Source organism: Leptospira ognonensis (assembly GCF_004770745.1).
In the GTDB taxonomy this organism is placed as follows: Bacteria; Spirochaetota; Leptospiria; order Leptospirales; family Leptospiraceae; genus Leptospira_A; species Leptospira_A ognonensis.
The window spans coordinates 1-17,735 of the sequence record NZ_RQGD01000001.1 but is presented as its reverse complement, the minus strand read 5'-3'; the positions used below and the strand labels follow the sequence as shown (position 1 = coordinate 17,735).

Annotated in this window: 11 protein-coding genes; 10 read left to right on the top strand and 1 reads right to left on the bottom strand. The window is 38.5% G+C overall.

What is annotated here, in order from left to right:
* The first annotated feature begins 12 nt into the window (after window positions 1–12).
* The 8 genes from EHQ58_RS00055 to EHQ58_RS00020 all read left to right on the top strand — a co-directional run bounded on the left by EHQ58_RS00055 (window position 13) and on the right by EHQ58_RS00020 (window position 13,358).
* A complete protein-coding gene (locus EHQ58_RS00055) occupies window positions 13–2,769 on the top strand; it encodes an adenylate/guanylate cyclase domain-containing protein (protein WP_135621296.1) in 2,757 nt (918 codons plus the stop codon).
* 6 nt (window positions 2,770–2,775) lie between these two features.
* Complete coding sequence (locus tag EHQ58_RS00050; RefSeq protein ID WP_135621295.1) at window positions 2,776–4,899, top strand: FecR family protein; 2,124 nt, start codon at window positions 2,776–2,778, stop codon at window positions 4,897–4,899.
* Complete coding sequence (locus EHQ58_RS00045) at window positions 4,889–6,082, top strand: LIC11435 family protein (protein WP_135621294.1); 1,194 nt, start codon at window positions 4,889–4,891, stop codon at window positions 6,080–6,082. Before EHQ58_RS00050 ends, EHQ58_RS00045 begins: the two co-directional genes overlap by 11 nt.
* Window positions 6,083–6,127: 45 nt before the next feature.
* Entirely contained in the window at window positions 6,128–7,420 is a 1,293-nt protein-coding gene (hisD, locus tag EHQ58_RS00040) for a histidinol dehydrogenase (RefSeq protein ID WP_135621293.1), read from the top strand.
* Complete coding sequence (gene panC / locus EHQ58_RS00035; protein WP_135621292.1) at window positions 7,420–8,277, top strand: pantoate--beta-alanine ligase; 858 nt, start codon at window positions 7,420–7,422, stop codon at window positions 8,275–8,277. Before hisD ends, panC begins: the two co-directional genes overlap by 1 nt.
* An 18-nt stretch (window positions 8,278–8,295) precedes the next feature.
* Window positions 8,296–11,748, top strand: coding sequence for a transcription-repair coupling factor (mfd, locus tag EHQ58_RS00030; protein WP_210412762.1), 3,453 nt, complete (start codon window positions 8,296–8,298; stop codon window positions 11,746–11,748).
* 68 nt (window positions 11,749–11,816) lie between these two features.
* On the top strand, window positions 11,817–12,506 hold the full coding sequence (locus EHQ58_RS00025; RefSeq protein WP_135621291.1) for a lipoprotein LipL31: 690 nt from the start codon (window positions 11,817–11,819) through the stop codon (window positions 12,504–12,506).
* A gap of 3 nt (window positions 12,507–12,509) precedes the next feature.
* Complete coding sequence (locus EHQ58_RS00020) at window positions 12,510–13,358, top strand: undecaprenyl-diphosphate phosphatase (RefSeq protein ID WP_135621290.1); 849 nt, start codon at window positions 12,510–12,512, stop codon at window positions 13,356–13,358.
* Here EHQ58_RS00020 and EHQ58_RS00015 read toward each other — a convergent pair.
* A complete protein-coding gene (locus tag EHQ58_RS00015) occupies window positions 13,318–15,453 on the bottom strand; it encodes a SpoIIE family protein phosphatase (protein ID WP_135621289.1) in 2,136 nt (711 codons plus the stop codon). The genes EHQ58_RS00020 and EHQ58_RS00015 overlap by 41 nt on opposite strands.
* A gap of 30 nt (window positions 15,454–15,483) precedes the next feature.
* Here EHQ58_RS00015 and EHQ58_RS00010 point away from each other — a divergent pair, with 30 nt between their 5' ends.
* Both EHQ58_RS00010 and EHQ58_RS00005 read left to right on the top strand, forming a co-directional pair.
* Window positions 15,484–16,656, top strand: a complete 1,173-nt coding sequence (locus EHQ58_RS00010) for a class I SAM-dependent rRNA methyltransferase (protein ID WP_135621288.1) — start codon at window positions 15,484–15,486, stop codon at window positions 16,654–16,656.
* Between the two features lie 35 nt (window positions 16,657–16,691).
* Window positions 16,692–17,735, top strand: a 1,044-nt coding sequence (locus tag EHQ58_RS00005) for an MBOAT family O-acyltransferase (protein ID WP_135621287.1), incomplete at its 3' end; no start/stop codon positions are given.

The following is a 17,735-nucleotide window of genomic DNA, read 5'->3' as shown; positions in this document are numbered from 1 at the left end:
ATTATAAATAGTATGCTAGAAATTTCTCCCGAGATACCCTTTCTTTCTGAATCGAAAATTCGATTTCTTGTTTGGGATATGTCACCCCAAAGTCTAGAGACATGGGATTGGCAAACTGGACTTTACTGTTTTTTACAAACACGCAATACACCTAAGGGAAAAGAGTTTCGTTTCGGAAGTCCGCTTTGGGGGATTCCAAATACAGTCAGCCATATTGAGTTTCCATTTTATGCAACCAGAGAACTTTCTACTTACAAAGAAATTTGTGAGGCTTGGAAGACCGCTCTTCCTCAGGCTAACCTAACAATTCTTACATCAATCGAAGCAGAAAGCCATGCTCGCTTAGAATTTGCCAAAATATTTTTAATTCACTCCGAACATCAGTTATGGGAGCAGGTTGCCAAACAATTTGGATTAGTAGGGGAATCTTATTTAGCACTTAATGATTTTTCTAAAAATCAAAAAAAAGAAATATCTAGTTCAAGTCTTTCTTATGCTAGTTTTCCTCCGATTAAGATTATCAATTTAAATCCACCAAAGATTAAGAACATAACTCCTATCTCGATTCCTGTTCCGGCACATAGCGAAATGATGGCGGAACCAAATGTTTCCCTACCTGTTGCCAAACCCATCGAAGAAGCGCCCTTGGATGTGGTTTCGACGGAAACTGTTGAACTTAAAACACCAGAAATTCAAGAAGAGAAAATCGCTGCTTCTAAATTAGATAAAGAGAATGCTGTGTCGGAATCCCAAGCGATTTCCACTGACATGATAGAAAAAACGGTAACGAGTTCGACAAAATTTTCTATCCAGCTCAAAATGATGGGTGTCATTTCCATTCTATTCATTCTAACAGTCTCCACGATCATTTTTTTTGCTTCGAAATTTTTCTTAAATACTTCTGAATTGCAATTACGTGATAGTAACCTGCGTATGGCGGAAATAATTGGGTCCAAGGTTCGTTCGGATGTGATTAATGCCGTGGAACGTGGTAAACAAATCGCAGTTACACTTACTTCGCAAGGCATACCTGAGGATCAAAAAAATAAACTCTTAAAAACTTTTTTAGATGCAGATAAAGAATTTATATATCTGGGTATCTATGAGAAGAAAGGAGATGTTCTCGTAAATAAGAGAGAAATTTTTAATGAAGAAGAGTTGAAATTAACCTCTCTAACAGAAGAAGATTTTCACAACGTCATCCTTCGCAATAAAGATGCCTTTTCTGACGCCTTCACCGGACAATCGGTACTCATAAACTCAAGTCCCGGTTTTCAAGAACCCTCCTTTGCCATAGCACTTCCTGCAGCCGAGAATGGTGAATTAGATAACATTCTGATTATGATCATTAAGTTAGAGAAGATCATAGGTGCTTTCGAAAAGAAAGGCATTGAAACAACTTTTCTTGTGAATGGTTCTGGTGTCGTCATAGCCCATCCCAAGGAAGATTTAGTTCTCTCCGCAACGGATCTTTCCAATATGCCGATCGTAAAAACAATGCTTACGAGTGCAGCGGCGACTGGCCAATCCAGTTATGAAGATTCTGAATTGAAAACCCAGATCTTAGGATCCTTTAAGAAGATTGGTTTTGCGGACACGGGTGTTGTGACCATCGTATCAGAGGACAAAGCCTTTGAAGCTGTCTATAAAATCCAAAAACGAAATTTATACATTATGGGCATTGGACTTTGTGTAGCCCTTATTTTCGTATTCTTTTTCTCGAAAACGATCACAAAGCCCATCTTGCAGTTGTTAACAGCCACGCTTGAGATTGCGAAAGGAAATTTTCGAATTGGCATTAAGCCCACGACCAGAGATGAAGTAGGTCTTTTGACTGAGTATTTCATTGAAATGGGACAAGGTTTAGAAGAGAGAGAAAAAGTTAAAAATATTTTAGGAAGTATGATTGATCCAGTTGTTGTACAAGAAGCAATGGTGGACTTGGCTGCCTTAAAAAGAGGATCTGAAACCAATATCACGGCTTTCTTTTCGGACGTGGCTAGCTTTTCAACTATCTCGGAACAATTAAAATCTGCAGAACTTGCAGCACTGCTAAATGAGTATTTGAGTGCCATGACATTGATTCTAAAAACCCATGAAGGTGTTTTAGATAAATACATTGGAGATGCGATCGTAGGTATTTTTTCAGCACCCGTTCCAGTGGTGGATCACCAATTGAAAGCAGCGCGTGCCAGTATAGAGATGGTAAAAAAATTAGCAGACCTTCGTGACTTTTGGACAAGAAATAATTTATACTCAAAAGAAGCACAAGGAATGGATGCGCGTATTGGTTTAAATTCTGGTCCTGCTAAAGTTGGGTTTATGGGAACCGATGCTCTTGCTTCTTACACGATGATGGGCGATACTGTTAATCTCGCAGCAAGGCTTGAAGCTGCAGGTAAAGACTATGGAGTAAATATTTTAATCACAGATGCCATCCAAAAGCCAATTCAAGATGAGATGCTCACCAGATACATCGATTTAGTTCGTGTAAAAGGGAAAAATGAACCAGTTAGAATTCATGAGTTGATCGGATTTAAGTCAGATGTTGCAAGTAATTTAATCGAAGCTGCTGCTCTTTATGAAAAGGGATTTCAATCTTACTTAGAAAAAGATTGGAAGAAAGCCATCCAATATTTTGCTGAATCAGAATTAGCAAAAGGAAAAAAAGACAAAGCCTGTCATGTACTCATAGAAAGATGCGAAGAGTATAAAGTATCTTCTCCTGGTACGGAATGGGATGGGGTTTTTACAAGAACTCATAAGTAATAAAAGATGCGATTGCTAAATGATACAAGATTTGTAGTACCTTTCTTTTTATTCATAATAGGGATTCTTTCATTTCTTTTGTATTTAAATTTGACTTCAACGTTAGGCGGCTCAGATAGTCCAACCATTGGAGTCCTTACGTTTAAAACTAAAACAGTCTTGCGAAAATTCAATGATCAGGTTGTTTGGGACTCCATTGAATCAAGCTCTGAAGTAAAAAACCGTGATACGATACGGACAGAAGGTCTTTCAGATGCAGTACTCACTTTAAACGACGGAACAAAAATTAATATATCTGAAAATTCTATGATTCTGTTGGATATATCGGATAAAAACATCAACGTCAATTTTGCTTATGGATCCTTTGAAGCTGCGAGAGAGGGTACAGGGAATACTGACGTCAAAATGAACATAACAGCAGGAGATAAAGTTGTAGAAGTTGGAAAAGGGGATATCAAACTCGATAAAACAAAAGATGAATTGAATGTAAAAGTTGGTGAAGGGGAGGCAAAAATCACTGCAAACGGGAAACAGGAAACGATAGCAAAAGATGAGGTTGCCAGTGTCTCAAGCCAAGGTGTAAAGGTCTCGAAACCCAAATTTGGACTTACAAGTCCCGAAGATAAAAAGCTGATTCTTTCTGAAACAGGTTCGGAAATGATTAATTTTAACGTAAGTGGGGTAACACCTGAAATTTTAAAAGCAACGAACGCGAATATTGAGGTTTCTTTGTTTCCCGATTTTTCAAAGAGCGTGATCAAAGAGAAACTTAGAAGCGGCAGTCTTTCGCGAAGTCTCACTAGCGGTTCTTATCATTGGCGAATTGTTTTTATTGATCCTGAAACCAAAGACAAACAAACATCCGAAACTTTCAAATTTAAAATCATATCAAATCCAGGCTTACGATTGTTTTTGCCAAAGGATGGAGATAACTTCTCTTATACGAGTGAAGTACCTGTCATAAAAGTTTCCTGGGGTAATCTTGAATTATACTCCAGTTATACGGCTCAAGTAGCAAAAGATCCGGGTTTTTCTTCCGAATTGAAAACGAAACAGACACAAAACCAGGCGATTTCTTTTGAATCTCTTCCTGATGGAACATATTATGCACGTGTCATTGCCCGATCCAATCTTCCTGATGTTCCAGAAAAAATTTCGAGCGTCAGTAGATTCACGGTTGGAAGAAAACTAAATCAAGAACCACCAGCCCTCGTGGAGCCGTCCAAAGATAAAGTTTTCTCAAAAGAGCAAATTGAAAATAATATTTTCTTTTCTTGGAAAGATACTAAGGATTTTGAATCCTTTCAATTTGAATTGAGTGAAGACAAAACTTTTACAAAAATTTTATATAAGGCAATTTCTGAAAATAGTTTTCTAAAATATGGAAGCGATTTGCAATCTGGCACCTACTTTTGGAGGGTTAGGGGGCGCACTCCCGGAAAGGAGGATATCCTCTCAGCAATCTTCAATTTTAGTGTCGTTGCAAAGGAAGACTTAGATCTTTTATCACCAACAAACGGTTCGGAAGCGACAGTGACAGAAAAAGGAAATTTATTACTTCGTTGGAAAAAACTTTCCAGTAAAGCAAGCTATAAATTGGAGATTTCAAAATCGAATGATTTTCAATCCCTAATGATTTCGGAATCTGGCTCAAATACATTTGCAGAAATAAAGCCAAAAGAATTTGGTAAACTTTTCTGGAGGGTTTTAGCTGAAACCAAGAATGGAAACGTAACAAGCGAAATCTGGAATTTTACAGTAAATTCATCAATGGAACCGCCTGTTTTGGTATCGCCACTCAAAAATGAAAACATTGACATTTCCAATAAAAGCAATATAACTTTTTCATGGAAGGCTCAAGAAAAGGCTTCCGCTTATAAGATCAAGTTAATCGACATAAGTGGAATCAAAGAAAAGCCAGTGTTTTCCGAGAGAACAACCCAATTGAAATATGTCTTCACTGATTTTATTAAATTAAATGAAGGTCGATATAGAGTTGAGATTTGCTCTCTCTATACACAAGCGGATGGAGAAAAAGAATCTGTTTATACGAGATCCGATTTTTTCATTTCTCTTCCGAACCTCAGTATTCCTAAAATCCTTACTCCAGGAAAGATTTATGTGGAATAAAAAATACTACTTCTTCTTTCTGCTTTTAGTGACTGCCTTCGGTTTGGTTGCACAATCTACCGAGACCGAGGAGACAGCGGTCTACCAATTGAAATGGGCGGACGTGCCAGGAGCGACTGGATATCTCCTAGAAATTCGAAATGCGAATGGAAGCGTAGTTTTATCAGAAAAGCTATCGACCAATTTTTACAATGCATCGAATTTAGTTGCTGGAGTTTATGAGCACAGAGTAGGTGTCATCAATAAACTTGGAAAAGTTGGATCGTTTTCGGAGTGGGTGTCGTTTGAAGTGGTAATCTCAAGAGTGCCAGCTCTCACAAAAGAAAGTGTATTTTCCGTCTCGAAAGAGGAGAAAACAAAAACATTCATCTTAGAAGGTAAAGATTTCATAGATCCCATGAAGGTATATATCTTGTTAGATGGGAAAAAAATTCCAGCGAAGAGTGTGGTCATTGAATCATCTACAAAAGCCAAAGCAATTTTTGATATCGATCCAGATTTTGATACTGGTGTTTATGATCTTGTTCTAGAAAATCCCAGAAAGAAGGCATTAAACGTTAATAAGAGAGTTGTATTAAGCGATTCAAAAGAGAAAGCAGAAAGATTTGCAAATCGGCAAGAGAGAATTCTTAAAAAAGAGGTAGATGAAGATTATTATGCCTCCCCGTATTGGTCCACGATCTGGAGATCGGCACTCGTTCCGGGTTGGGGACAAACATATATCGATGGTCAAAGTTGGAAATTATATGTCTATCCTGTAATCACTTTAGGAATTGCAGGTGCCTATGCGAGTTCTTATAACAAATTTTTAAGTGCTAGGTCCGCTTATGGAGATGCAGTGCTTTTGGGATTTTTGTTATCTGAGAATGTGGATACCCAACTATTTTGGTTGCTGAATCGAAATACGGCTCAGACCAATTTCAACCAAGCGAAACAAGAGTTAAACACGGTCCAAACTGGTGCTGGTGTTTTTGGACTGTTTATTGTGTATAATTTGGTAGATGCGTACTTCAGCGCGCGAAGAAACGTAGCTTTCCCTTCTGCTCCTACTGGTTTTCCTGTGGGACAGGAAAACATCCGCGTATCTGCAAAAATGGAAAAAACAAGCGGCATGGGTAGTCTGAATGATTCTCAATTCCATCTGGATTCCAGATACCAATTCGAATTCTCGATGCAGTATTAGACAAAAAGCTTGAGATAAGAGCCCATTTTGGAATAGAGTCAGGATATGGCCATTCCTATTGTGTTTGCATCCTTAAGTGAACCCAAGTCTTACCAATCTTTTCTAAAGATGGCAAAAGCAGATTTGTCCGAAGCCACTGCGAAAATCCTCCCGATCCTTGCGGCGGTCCACCTTGAGGGTGATACGGCACTTCGCAAATTTACAAATCAATTTGATGGGATCGCATTAGAATCAATCACTCTTGATCCTCAGTCTATAAAAACAAAAATCCCTAATAACGTTGCAGAAGCATTTCTCGTAGCAAAAGCAAATATCGAAACCTTTCATAAGGCACAGATGAGACAGGATTGGTCTATAAAAGTAGACGGAAATACTCTCGGTATCAAATACACTCCTGTTCCTTCTCTTGCCGTATATGCTCCTGGCGGAACCGCCTTATACCCGTCAAGTGTTCTTATGGGAACGATTCCTGCTATCATCGCGGGTGTTAAAGACATTCAACTCGTCACGCCACCTCAAAAAGAAGGGCTCCCAGAGATATTGATCTGGTTGGCACAGATTCTTGGTATCAAAAGAATTGTAACAGTTGGCGGAGCGCAAGGCATAGCGGCCGCAGCCTACGGAACCGAGTCTGTCCCAAAATCGGAATTTATCGTCGGACCAGGAAATGTTTATGTGGCGGCAGCAAAGTCTTATCTTTCGGGACAAGGATTAATTGGCATCGATAGTCCTGCTGGTCCTTCTGAAGTTTGTATCATCGCCGATGAAACGGCAAATCCTATGTGGATCGCTTGCGATATGCTTTCCCAAGCAGAACATGGTGAGGATTCTTCTGCTATTCTATTGACCACAAGCAAAATGTTAGCTGAAGCTGTCTCGAAGGAATTAGAAATTGCTTTCCAAATACGACCAAAGCGTTTAGCAATGAAACAAAAGGCCATTTATGAAAATTCTGGTATTTTGGTGTTTTCAAAAATGGAGGAATGTATCGCCTTCTCAAATCTGTTAGCTCCTGAACACTTAGAAATCCAAACGAAAGACCCATATTTCGAATTTGCTAGCATTGAACATGCAGGCTCTGTATTTTTGGGACGATATTCTCCTGTTGCCATGGGAGATTATATAAGTGGTACAAATCATATTCTTCCCACTGCAGGCGGCAGTCGCATCTATTCCTCGCTCGGCGTAGATACTTTTTTGAAACGAGTCACGTACCAGGAAGTAACGAAAGAATCTTTAAATAAATTATATCCTTATGTAAAGTTAATGTCTGAGCTGGAAGGTTTAGATGAAGAGCACGGAACGAGTGTAAAAGTAAGGTACGAGGAAAATATTTAATGTTTGTTGCCAGGACTGTTGAGGATCTACAGAAGACCATTTTAGATTGGAAGCTTCAGGAGCATTCTATCGGTTTTGTTCCCACAATGGGGTTTTTGCATGAGGGTCATTTAGAACTAATCCGCTCGTCTCAAAATATTTGTTCTAAAACGGTAGTATCCATTTTTGTCAATCCGGCCCAATTTAACGATCCAGAGGATTATCGAAAGTATCCCATCGATAACGAAGGGGATTTAAAAAAATGTGAAACTTCCGGTGTTGATTTGGTGTTTCTGCCAGAGAAAGAGGTAATGTACCCAAATCTGGAAGGTAATATAACCCTGACTCAGATCGATTTACAAAGGAATTTATGCGGTAGAACCAGGCCTGGGCACTTTGAAGGAGTCATGCTCATTGTCTCTAAGCTATTCCACCTTGTCTCACCTAACAAAGCTTTTTTTGGTCTAAAAGACTTTCAGCAATTTCGAATCATTGAAGACATGGTAACACTTTTAAATTTTCCAATTGAAATTCACGGTGTACCGACTCTCAGAGAGAGTGATGGCCTTGCTATGAGTTCAAGAAACGCTAGATTGTCCTCAAAAGAGAGAGAAACGGCATCTCTCATTCCACGTATGTTTGCTCTTGCCCAGAGACTGATAGAAAACGGAGAGCAACATCCTCAGACATTTACAGAAATACTCGGAGATTTTTTACTATCTTCGGCTAGCATTAAAATTGACTACATAGAAGCAGTTCATCCGAGATCCCTTCAAATCGCAAACGATTTAAAATCAGATTTTCTTCTCGCTATTGCCGTGTTCGTTGGAAATACACGTCTGATTGACAATCAAATTTTAAAATCTAAAAATCTATAACATCTCACAGAATTAAACTTGAAACCAAAAAAAAACAAAAAAGATGAGTATTTGAATTTCGCGCAGATTGAAACAGAAGCCAAGAAAGAACGTATCATTCTAAGCGGAGTGGGTGATTTCGGTGGTCCTCTTTTATGTTCAGAAATTTTCTTAAAGTGCAAGGCAGAGGAGACAAAGGTTGTCATCCTCGCTTCAAATTCTGATGCCGAGGCTTTCACTCGTGAATTGGTTTCTTATCTAGACTCTGATCAGATTTTTTATTTTCCAGGTCCCGAGAACATTCCTTACGAATATACAAAGTGGCAGGCAGAATGGAAACGTGATCGCATCCTTGCGATCAATCGCATTTTTTCAAAAAAACCAGCACTCATTGTCACTTCTGTATCTGCCATCCTAAGAAAGATTCCCAATGTAAAAAGTTTATCTGGAAAATCTCTTACACTGGAAAAGGGACACGATTATTCTCTCGATACGTTAACCCTTGATTTGATTCGCTTAGGTTACCACAGGGAAGAAGTTTGTGAACAATTTGGGCACTTCAGTTTAAAAGGTGGAATCCTAGATATATATACGCCTTATCTAAGTTATCCCGTAAGAATAGATTTTTTTGGAGATACGGTCGATGATTTAAGGACTTTCGATCCAAATACCCAAAAATCCATCGAAAAGATAGATAAAATTATCATTACTGCAGCTAACGAATCTGTGGTGACGACAGCAGAATATGAAACCTATAAGTCGAAATTAAAAACTTTTTCAGATAAAAAGACTCCGATTGAGGAAGAAAACAATATCATTGAGGAACTCTTACCTCTTGTTCGGAAACATGAGGGTTTTCTAAGTCTATTTCCTGATTCTCCTTTGCTTTTATTTCCTAGAGTGAGTGAGACCAGGGAAAGAGCATTTGGAATGAAGAGAGAATACGAGACTCTCTACGAAAAGAAAAATAGTGAAGCGATTTGCCTTCTTCCAGAAGAGCTCCTGTCCTTTGAAAGAGAATGGGATGAGCTCACATCGGATACGAAAAATGCGATTGTATTTAGCCTCCTTCCTCCAAATGGAAACCATTTTACTTCCTTCCCCATTAAAGAGGTAAAGAGTTTTCGAGGAAAAATTAGAGAAGCAAAAGAACATTTCGATGAACTATTAACCGAGGATCCAAAAAACCGAATCTTAATCACTTCTTCGTTCTCAGCGCAAATGTTACGCCTTCAGGGTTTATTTCCAGAAAAGACAGCAAACATCATTCATAAAGATTCTGAAGAACCACAGCTGATTCCCTTTGATAGTTTAGAACCAGGTATCCATCTCGCAATTTCTGACTTACGCAAGGGTTACGCACTGCCTGAAGAGCACCTGCATGTTTTTACGGATAATGATCTCTTTGGAAGGCAGTATAAGAGAAAAACTCGATATAAAAAACAAGCCTCGCAAATGATCGAGTCCTTCATCGACTTGAAGGAAGGTGATTTTGTCGTTCATGTCAATCATGGTGTAGGAAAATTTGTAAAGATAGAAAGAACGAAAGCAGATAACAAAGAGAGAGATTTTCTTAAGCTAGAATATTCAAGCGGAGATACGCTTTTTGTACCATTAGATCAGATTTCACTCGTTCAAAAATACATTGGTGGCACCGATACTCCGCGTCTCGATACGCTAGGAAAAAATTCTTGGAAGAAGGCAAAGGAAAGAGTACAGGAGTCTGTTGATAAGCTCGCAGAAGAATTGGTTGTAATGTATTCGAATCGGATGAAATTAAACGGATTCCCGTTCCCTCCAGATACCATTTGGCAGGAAGAGTTCGAGGCAGCATTTGAATTTGAAGAAACCCCAGACCAAATCTCCGCCATCGAAGCCGTAAAACAAGACTTAGAATCGCAAAGGCCTATGGACCGTTTGGTCTGTGGAGATGTTGGTTATGGAAAGACAGAAATAGCAATCCGAGCGGCATTCAAAGTGATCATGGCGGGAAAACAAGTCATGCTCTTAACTCCAACAACCATACTTGCTCTTCAGCATTTTAATACATTTAAATCGCGGTATGAAAATTATCCGATTCGCATTGGTTTTGTCTCTAGATTTCGTTCGCCTTCTGAAGTTCGAGCAGATTTGAAACTTTTTACTGAGGGTAAAATTGACATGTTGATTGGAACGCATGCAATTTTGTCTTCAAAAGTTAAACCTAAAAATTTAGGTCTACTAGTCATTGACGAGGAACAAAAGTTTGGTGTGACGCATAAAGAATCGATCAAAAAATTCAAACAATTGGTGGATGTTCTCACGCTTACGGCCACTCCCATTCCACGTACTTTGCATATGGCTCTCACAGGCATACGGGAATTATCGATCATATCAACTCCTCCCAAAAATAGACAAAGTGTAGAAACTTATGTTTTGGAAGAAGATGATGTTCTCATACAAGAAGCCATTCGAAAGGAAATTGAGAGGGGTGGTCAGGTTTTCTATTTGTATAATCGTGTTGAATCCATTGAGGAAGAGGCAAGTTACATCCGTTCGCTTGTGCCAGAGGTAGCAGTAGGAATTTTGCATGGACAGCTTACAGAGGATGAGATCGAGGAAACATTAGTAGATTTTTATCATCGTAAATATGATATTTTGGTAACAACTACCATCATTGAATCTGGAATCGATATGCCTAATGTCAATACTCTGATCGTGAAGCGAGCTGATATGTTTGGGTTATCCCAGTTGTATCAAATTCGTGGAAGAGTGGGGAGATCAGATAGAAAGGCCTACGCCTACCTATTTTACCCATCGAAAGCGATGATGACAGAAGTCGCTGAAAAAAGACTAAATACCATCTTTGAATACCAAGAACTTGGTTCAGGATTTAAAGTAGCCATGCGAGATCTAGAAATCAGAGGGGCAGGAAATCTATTGGGTCGGGAACAATCCGGTGATATCATGGAAGTGGGTTTTGATCTTTATGTAAAAATGTTAGAGGAAGCAATTTCTCGCGTCAAAGGAGAAGATGTGGCTGTTGAAGTTAGAACGGCCGTTAATCTCTCTGCAAATTTTTATCTCCCAGATTCATACATTCCAGATACCAAGCAAAAGATTGAATTTTATAAACGATTTGAGGGTGCTAGTGATTTAGATGAAATCGCAGATCTTACTCTTGAGATGGAAGACAGATTTGGTGAACTTCCGGCCATCGCAAATACCTTTGTAGAACTGGAAAAAATCAGAACTCTATCTTCTCGGCTCGGTTTTGAATCGGTTTCCGAGAAATCAAATGAGGTAGTATTTAAATGCGGGACGTATTTCCGAGGTGATCCGAGTCGCATCATCCAAGCATTAACAAAATTCAAAGGACTTATGATTCATCCACAAGAGCCATCAATTCTTCGTTATTCGGTTACAGAATCGGATGATTTGAAAAAAATCAAATCTTTGCTTGCTCTTTTGACTTTTCTGATTGAAGGCCAGAATTCCTTATCAAAAAAGTGATAGACATAGGCTTGTGCAATTCTCAACATCATCACATATTAAACTTATACTAGCCTGGAAATAATTTCATGTCCCAAAAATTTATCATTTTAGCTGCCTTATCCCTTTTTACCCTGTTTATCAATTGTGGTGACACAAGCCCCGTCATTGAAACACTTGATGGCTATAAGATCACGGTAAAGGAATTTGAAACTGCCTACGACACGGCTCTCGATTCCATCAGTCGTTTGCAAAATATCGAAAAAAAGACACTCCTTGAATTTGTGGAAAAGGACATTCAGGAAGTACCTCAACAGTTCCAAGAATTAAATTTTCAGTTACAGAAAAAGAATTTTTACCAAACATACAGACAAATGCTTATGACAAAGTTGGTTGCGGAGAAGAAAGGCTATTTTTCCAGACCGGATGTCCAAGAAGTTTTGAAACAAGTAGAGATGCAGACCATTGCACAGATGTACGTTTCTGAACAAGTGGAAAAAAAAATCCAAATCACAGACGAAGTAGCGAAAAATGAATGCGAGAGGCTGCGCGGTTTAGACAAGAATATTGCCAGCCTAACAATCGACAAATGCCTTCAATTCGCAAAAGCTCAATTAAAATCCACGCAGACAAGAGAGCAGCTTCCGTTAGTTGTTGAAAGGATCAAAGAAGAAATCACAATCAAACGGAACGATAAGTTTGATTTAGATGCATATCTTGCGCCTAAGAGAAGAGCCCTTGAGCCTGAAGTTACGCCAAGCGAACCTGCAGGAAAATAATCTCTGGATAATCATTTAAATGCATTTCTCCGTGGTGTCATTGAAGCCATCACGGAATTTCTTCCCGTTTCCTCTACAGGCCATTTATTTCTTTTTAGTTATTTTTTCCCTTTCCAGGGTTTAGGAGAAATATCAGACTCTTTCGAAGATCTATTTGATATCTTCATTCAGACAGGGGCGATACTTTCTGTTCTGTTTTTGTATTATAAAAAATTCTATGAACACGCCAAAGAGTCCGTAAGCTATTTTAAAGGCGACGCCGATTCAAAAGTCGGTTACGATTTTTACCGAAATATTTTTTTCGGAATAGTGCCGATCCTTTTCTTTGGTTTCGTCTTAAAATCAAAATTAGATACCATTAAGAGTAGCCCAGAGCTACTCTTAATACTCGGTATATCTTGGTTAGTAGGTGGGCTCATTATGGTGTTCATCGAGTGGAAAAAAGGAACGGAGCACACAGATTCTTCCACCCACCGCCAGATAGGCGTTAAGGATTCTATATTGATTGGTATCTTCCAATGTTTTGCGCTTATTCCGGGTGTATCAAGATCAGCGGCCACAATCATCACTGCTAGAGCGTTAGGTGTTTCTAAGAAGGATTCCGCGGAATTTTCTTTCTTTCTTGCTTTACCCGTACTGACTCTAGCTGGATTTTATAAATTATACAAACATCGTGCGATCCTAAATGAGGAGACCATTGGAATCTTACTTTTTGGAAGTTTGATATCCTTTTTTATTTGCTATTTTATTATCCGGCTTTTTATTTCATTTTTGAGACGACGAAGTTTTTTCTCTTTTGGTGTTTATAGAATTATACTTGGGATTCTGGTAATTCTGTATTTTTATAAGTAACCTTTATGAAAGTTAAATCATCCGTTAATTCTCCAAAATTTTCCAAATAATTCACAATTTCCTGTAAATTTGCTTCGCTCTTTTCTACCCATTTTAGAATGAGCGAAGTATCCTCATTGATTTGTTTTTCTTCTGTATTTGGATCTTTCAGGATTGCCAGATCATCGCGCCCATCAGAGCCGCAGATAAACTGGTCTCCCGGCAAAAGTTGAAGCTTGATCACGGAAAAAAGATAACCGTTACGAGGAAAGCCCAGTTTTCGCATCGACATTTCCGATTCTAGAAACCAAGCTTCCTTGTTCCGATAAAGAATAGACCAAGGATGTTCTGCGTTTACGTAGTAGAGTAAGCCTGATTGTTCGCAAACAAGTCCAAGTACGATCGAACTTAGCATCGATCCGTCAAAACTCTCAAAAGTAGTTTGTAATTCCAAAAACAATTGTTTGAGCCACATTTCGGGTTCTAAATTCGAATGGGAATTTGCTTTAGTCCTTGCAACCACTGCATGGAATACAACACCTAAAACAAGTGCTCCCCCTGCACCTTGGATGGATTTTCCCATGGCATCCCCATTGATAAAAACAACGTAAGGTTTTGCATTTAACTCGATTTGGTCTGATATAGAAATATCTCCTCCAATCTCGTTGGCATTTCCGCGAAACTCAAAAACTTTTTTTTGTCTCGTAAAAAATTCTGTAATGACCGTTTGGCTCTTGTTTTCATTTTTTGCTAGGGGATTTATAAGCAGGGAAGTTAAAAAATAATCTCCATCTTGTTGTTCTTTTAAATTTTGAACTTCTCTTAGTGATTGGTTTAATTCAATGGTTCTTTCTTCAACCTTTGATTCCAAATTTTTATTTAGATTCTCCACTTCCTCATGAACTTTTACAAATGAATTTGCTAAAACGAGTGCTAAACTTATGTTAAAAGCAAGAAAGGCATAACCTAAAATTCTTGGAAATACGATGATGCCTCGAGTAGAGATAATGTCGATTCCCGAAGCAAACATTACAAATAGGAGACCAATGAGTACTACATATGCTTGTTTGTTCTTTTCAGTGATTCTTTTGATTAGAAAATATAAAATGAGTATCACATAAAAAATCCAAGATGGTTGTATGAAATTTTTTGTTATTAAATCATAATGTTCAATATTATCATCTATGATAAAAATTAGAATGAAACACAGAGCTAATGCATCAAATAATTTGTATAATCTTTTGTTATTGAATTCAAATAAATTCCTGATAAAGTGAAACATTAGAGGGAGAAGCATAATGAGTAAACAATACTCGACCCGCTTCATCGTTAAAAATGAAAATCCAAACTCATATTTGATTTGATTTCGCAGTAAGTTGTAAAGTACGAGACAAAGAGAAAATAAAGCAAAGTAGAAATTTTCGGATTGTCTTTTTCTTCTGATAAATAGGAAAAGAAAGTAAACTCCTACGGTTAAGTAGACAGTTAAAAAAATGATTTTTACAAATTCGTCAATGTAAAATTTGCGAAGGATTTGGTCCGTGTGTCCAATCCAAGTTGAATCCTGTTCTATGCCGGCAGTTGAAGCAAAGAATGGTTTTACCCTAATGAGTAATAAATGGTTGCCGCCATTGCGTACAAGGTTACTCGGAATTGGATAGATACGTATTTTATCATAGGCTTGAGGGTATTTGGAATTCCAATCTCCTGTTGCACCGATCTTGATTCCATTCCAAAATACCTCATCGCAATCGTTAATCACTCCCAATCGCAAGGAAAGATTGTTAGAAAGATTCGAAGGAAGTTGGATCCATCTCGCAAGGATGATCTCTTTTTTTCCCTGCAATTCTGGCAATTGTTTGATGATGTTACCGGGAACTCTAATTTTTTTCCAATTGAGAGAACTGAAATTTTTTTCTGTAATTGAGGCGAGGGTTGCTGTGGACTTTGGAGCAGGGGCTGCCAACCATGAAGATGCTTCCGACTCCGTTGAATCAAGGCTGACAGGAGAAGCCAAATCTGTAATCTGGAGGGAAGGCAACATTGTCTCCGCGCTAATCATACCCGAAAGGCAAGTAACATAAAGAAGTGAAAGCAGTCGGATGAGTGAGAGCATGGATTGATAAGGGTATTCTTAGAAAGTATTATGGACATCATCTTAAAAAAAGCAAAAGAAAAAGCAGTTTTAAATTATCATCCATGGATTTTTTCTGGAGCCATACAAAGTACACCCAAGGGCGTAAAATCCGGCGATACTGTAAAAATCAAGAGCCATTCTGGGGAATTTCTTGGTTACGGACATTTTGACTCAGAGAGTCAAATTCGAGTTAGGCTGATCTCCTTTCAAGAAGATAAATCTGATCTGGAACCAAGTTTTTGGACAGAAAGATGGACTGAAATTTACAAAAAAAAAATAGCTCTTTTCGATTCTGCGCTAACCAATGGTTTTCGTTTTCTATTCTCTGAGGGAGATCTTTCCCCAGGTTTTACCGTAGACATTTATCATAAAACAGCAGTGATTCAGTGTAAAACGCCTGGCAGTCAAAAACATAAATCAGAGCTGATCCATTTTCTGGAAACTCTAAATTTGGAAAGTATCATTGAAAAACAAGAAAAAGGAGACACACCAGAAGAATCGCAAGTCATCTTCTATAAAGGTACATTAGGTAAATGTAATTTCCTAGAGAACGGATTGCACTTTGCCGTAGATGTGGCGAATGGTCAGAAGACAGGTTTTTTTCTGGATCAAAGAGACAATAGGAAGTTGCTCGCATCGTATGCCAAAGACAAAACAGTTTTAAATACATTTGGTTACTCTGGAGCTTTTTCTGTATATGCGTTGCAGTCTTTGGCCCAGATGGTGCATACCTTGGATATCTCAAAATCCGCACTCATGTTGTGTGAAGAGAACCTGCTTCAAAATTTCGATGCAAAGACAATCTCCGATAAACACAAAAGCTTGGCTCTGGATTGTTTTGATTATTTGAAGCACATGGATGATGGATTTTATGATTTAATTGTATTGGATCCACCAGCATTCACAAAACACATTTCAAAGATCCAGGCGGCAGCACGTGGATATAAAGATATCAATCTAAGAGCGATCTCAAAAATCAAACAGGGTGGACTGATTTTCACTTTCTCCTGTTCTCAGCACATTTCGGCAGATCTATTTAGAAAAATCGTGTTTGGGGCAGCGAAAGACGCCGGCAGAAATGTTCGTGTTTTACATCAATTGTCACAAGCTCCCGACCATGCATTTTCTATCTACCACCCCGAAGGGGAATATTTGAAAGGCCTTGTGATTCAAGTTGATTAAAGAGGACAATCCTTCAAAATGGGGTACAAATTCGTATGAAATTCACATCTCTTAGTTTTCTAATTTTCTTTCTCGTGGTTTACATTCTCAATTGGAGCATCAAAGGCAAGGGAAGGCATGTTTTTTTATTTGTTGTATCTGTTCTTTTTTACGCTGCCTGGTCTATTCCGTTCGCCTTACATTTTCTCGCGATCGTTGTTCTCAATCATATTGGGAATCAAAGAGTACAGTTGAATGGAAAATCACCCTGGTTTTATTTTGTTATTTTTTTAAACATCGCAAACTTATTTGTATTTAAATATTTCTATTTTTTCTGGGACAGTTTGCTCTATCTGACGGCTTCCCCTATTTTTGAACCTGAAAACATACGGCATTTTCTTGATTCCCAATTCGGCTTTGACTCCATTACTTTACCGCTAGCAATAAGTTTTTATTCCTTCCAAATGATTGCCTATGCTGCGGACGTGCGGCGTGGAGATGCCAAAGAAAATCCAAATTTTTTAAAATTTGCTCTTTTTATCTTCTTCTTTCCGCAGCTTGTAGCTGGACCTATCGTACGGCATGGTGAATTTTTTTATCAGTTAGAGAATTGGAAGGCGAACAAACAACAGCTATTCGAAGGGCTTTATTTGGTTTTCCTGGGATTACTGAAAAAAGTAGTCGTAGCAGATAATATCTCCATAGTCATAGATCCCATTTTTTACAATCCTAATGCTTACGATGGTCCTTCAAATGCCTTAGCTCTCTTTAGTTTTGCAGCAAGGGCATATTGTGATTTTTCAGGGTATACGGATATGGCAAGAGGGCTTGGTAAACTGCTAGGCATCGACCTTCCCGAAAATTTTAAAGCTCCTTTTTTATCAACGTCTCTGAGTGACGCTTGGGTGAGGTGGCATATGACACTAGCTAGTTGGATACGTGATTATATTTATATCCCTCTGGGAGGATCCCGTGTTTCTGAAATTAGGTCTTATTTTAATCTCCTTCTCACTTTTTCTTTGGCAGGCATCTGGCACGGAGCGAATGTTACATTTTTGTTATGGGGATTTTCGCACGGTTTAGTATTAGCCTTGGAAAGA

What these genes read in the sequence shown, in the direction of transcription:
- EHQ58_RS00025 (WP_135621291.1), top strand. Translation starts at nt 11,817, where the DNA reads ATGTCCCAAAAATTTATCATTTTAGCTGCCTTATCCCTTTTTACCCTG.
- EHQ58_RS00055 (WP_135621296.1), top strand. Translation starts at nt 13, where the DNA reads ATGCTAGAAATTTCTCCCGAGATACCCTTTCTTTCTGAATCGAAAATT.
- EHQ58_RS00010 (WP_135621288.1), top strand. Translation starts at nt 15,484, where the DNA reads ATGGACATCATCTTAAAAAAAGCAAAAGAAAAAGCAGTTTTAAATTAT.
- EHQ58_RS00015 (WP_135621289.1), bottom strand. Translation starts at nt 15,453, where the DNA reads ATGCTCTCACTCATCCGACTGCTTTCACTTCTTTATGTTACTTGCCTT.
- panC (WP_135621292.1), top strand. Translation starts at nt 7,420, where the DNA reads ATGTTTGTTGCCAGGACTGTTGAGGATCTACAGAAGACCATTTTAGAT.
- EHQ58_RS00050 (WP_135621295.1), top strand. Translation starts at nt 2,776, where the DNA reads ATGCGATTGCTAAATGATACAAGATTTGTAGTACCTTTCTTTTTATTC.
- EHQ58_RS00045 (WP_135621294.1), top strand. Translation starts at nt 4,889, where the DNA reads ATGTGGAATAAAAAATACTACTTCTTCTTTCTGCTTTTAGTGACTGCC.
- hisD (WP_135621293.1), top strand. Translation starts at nt 6,128, where the DNA reads ATGGCCATTCCTATTGTGTTTGCATCCTTAAGTGAACCCAAGTCTTAC.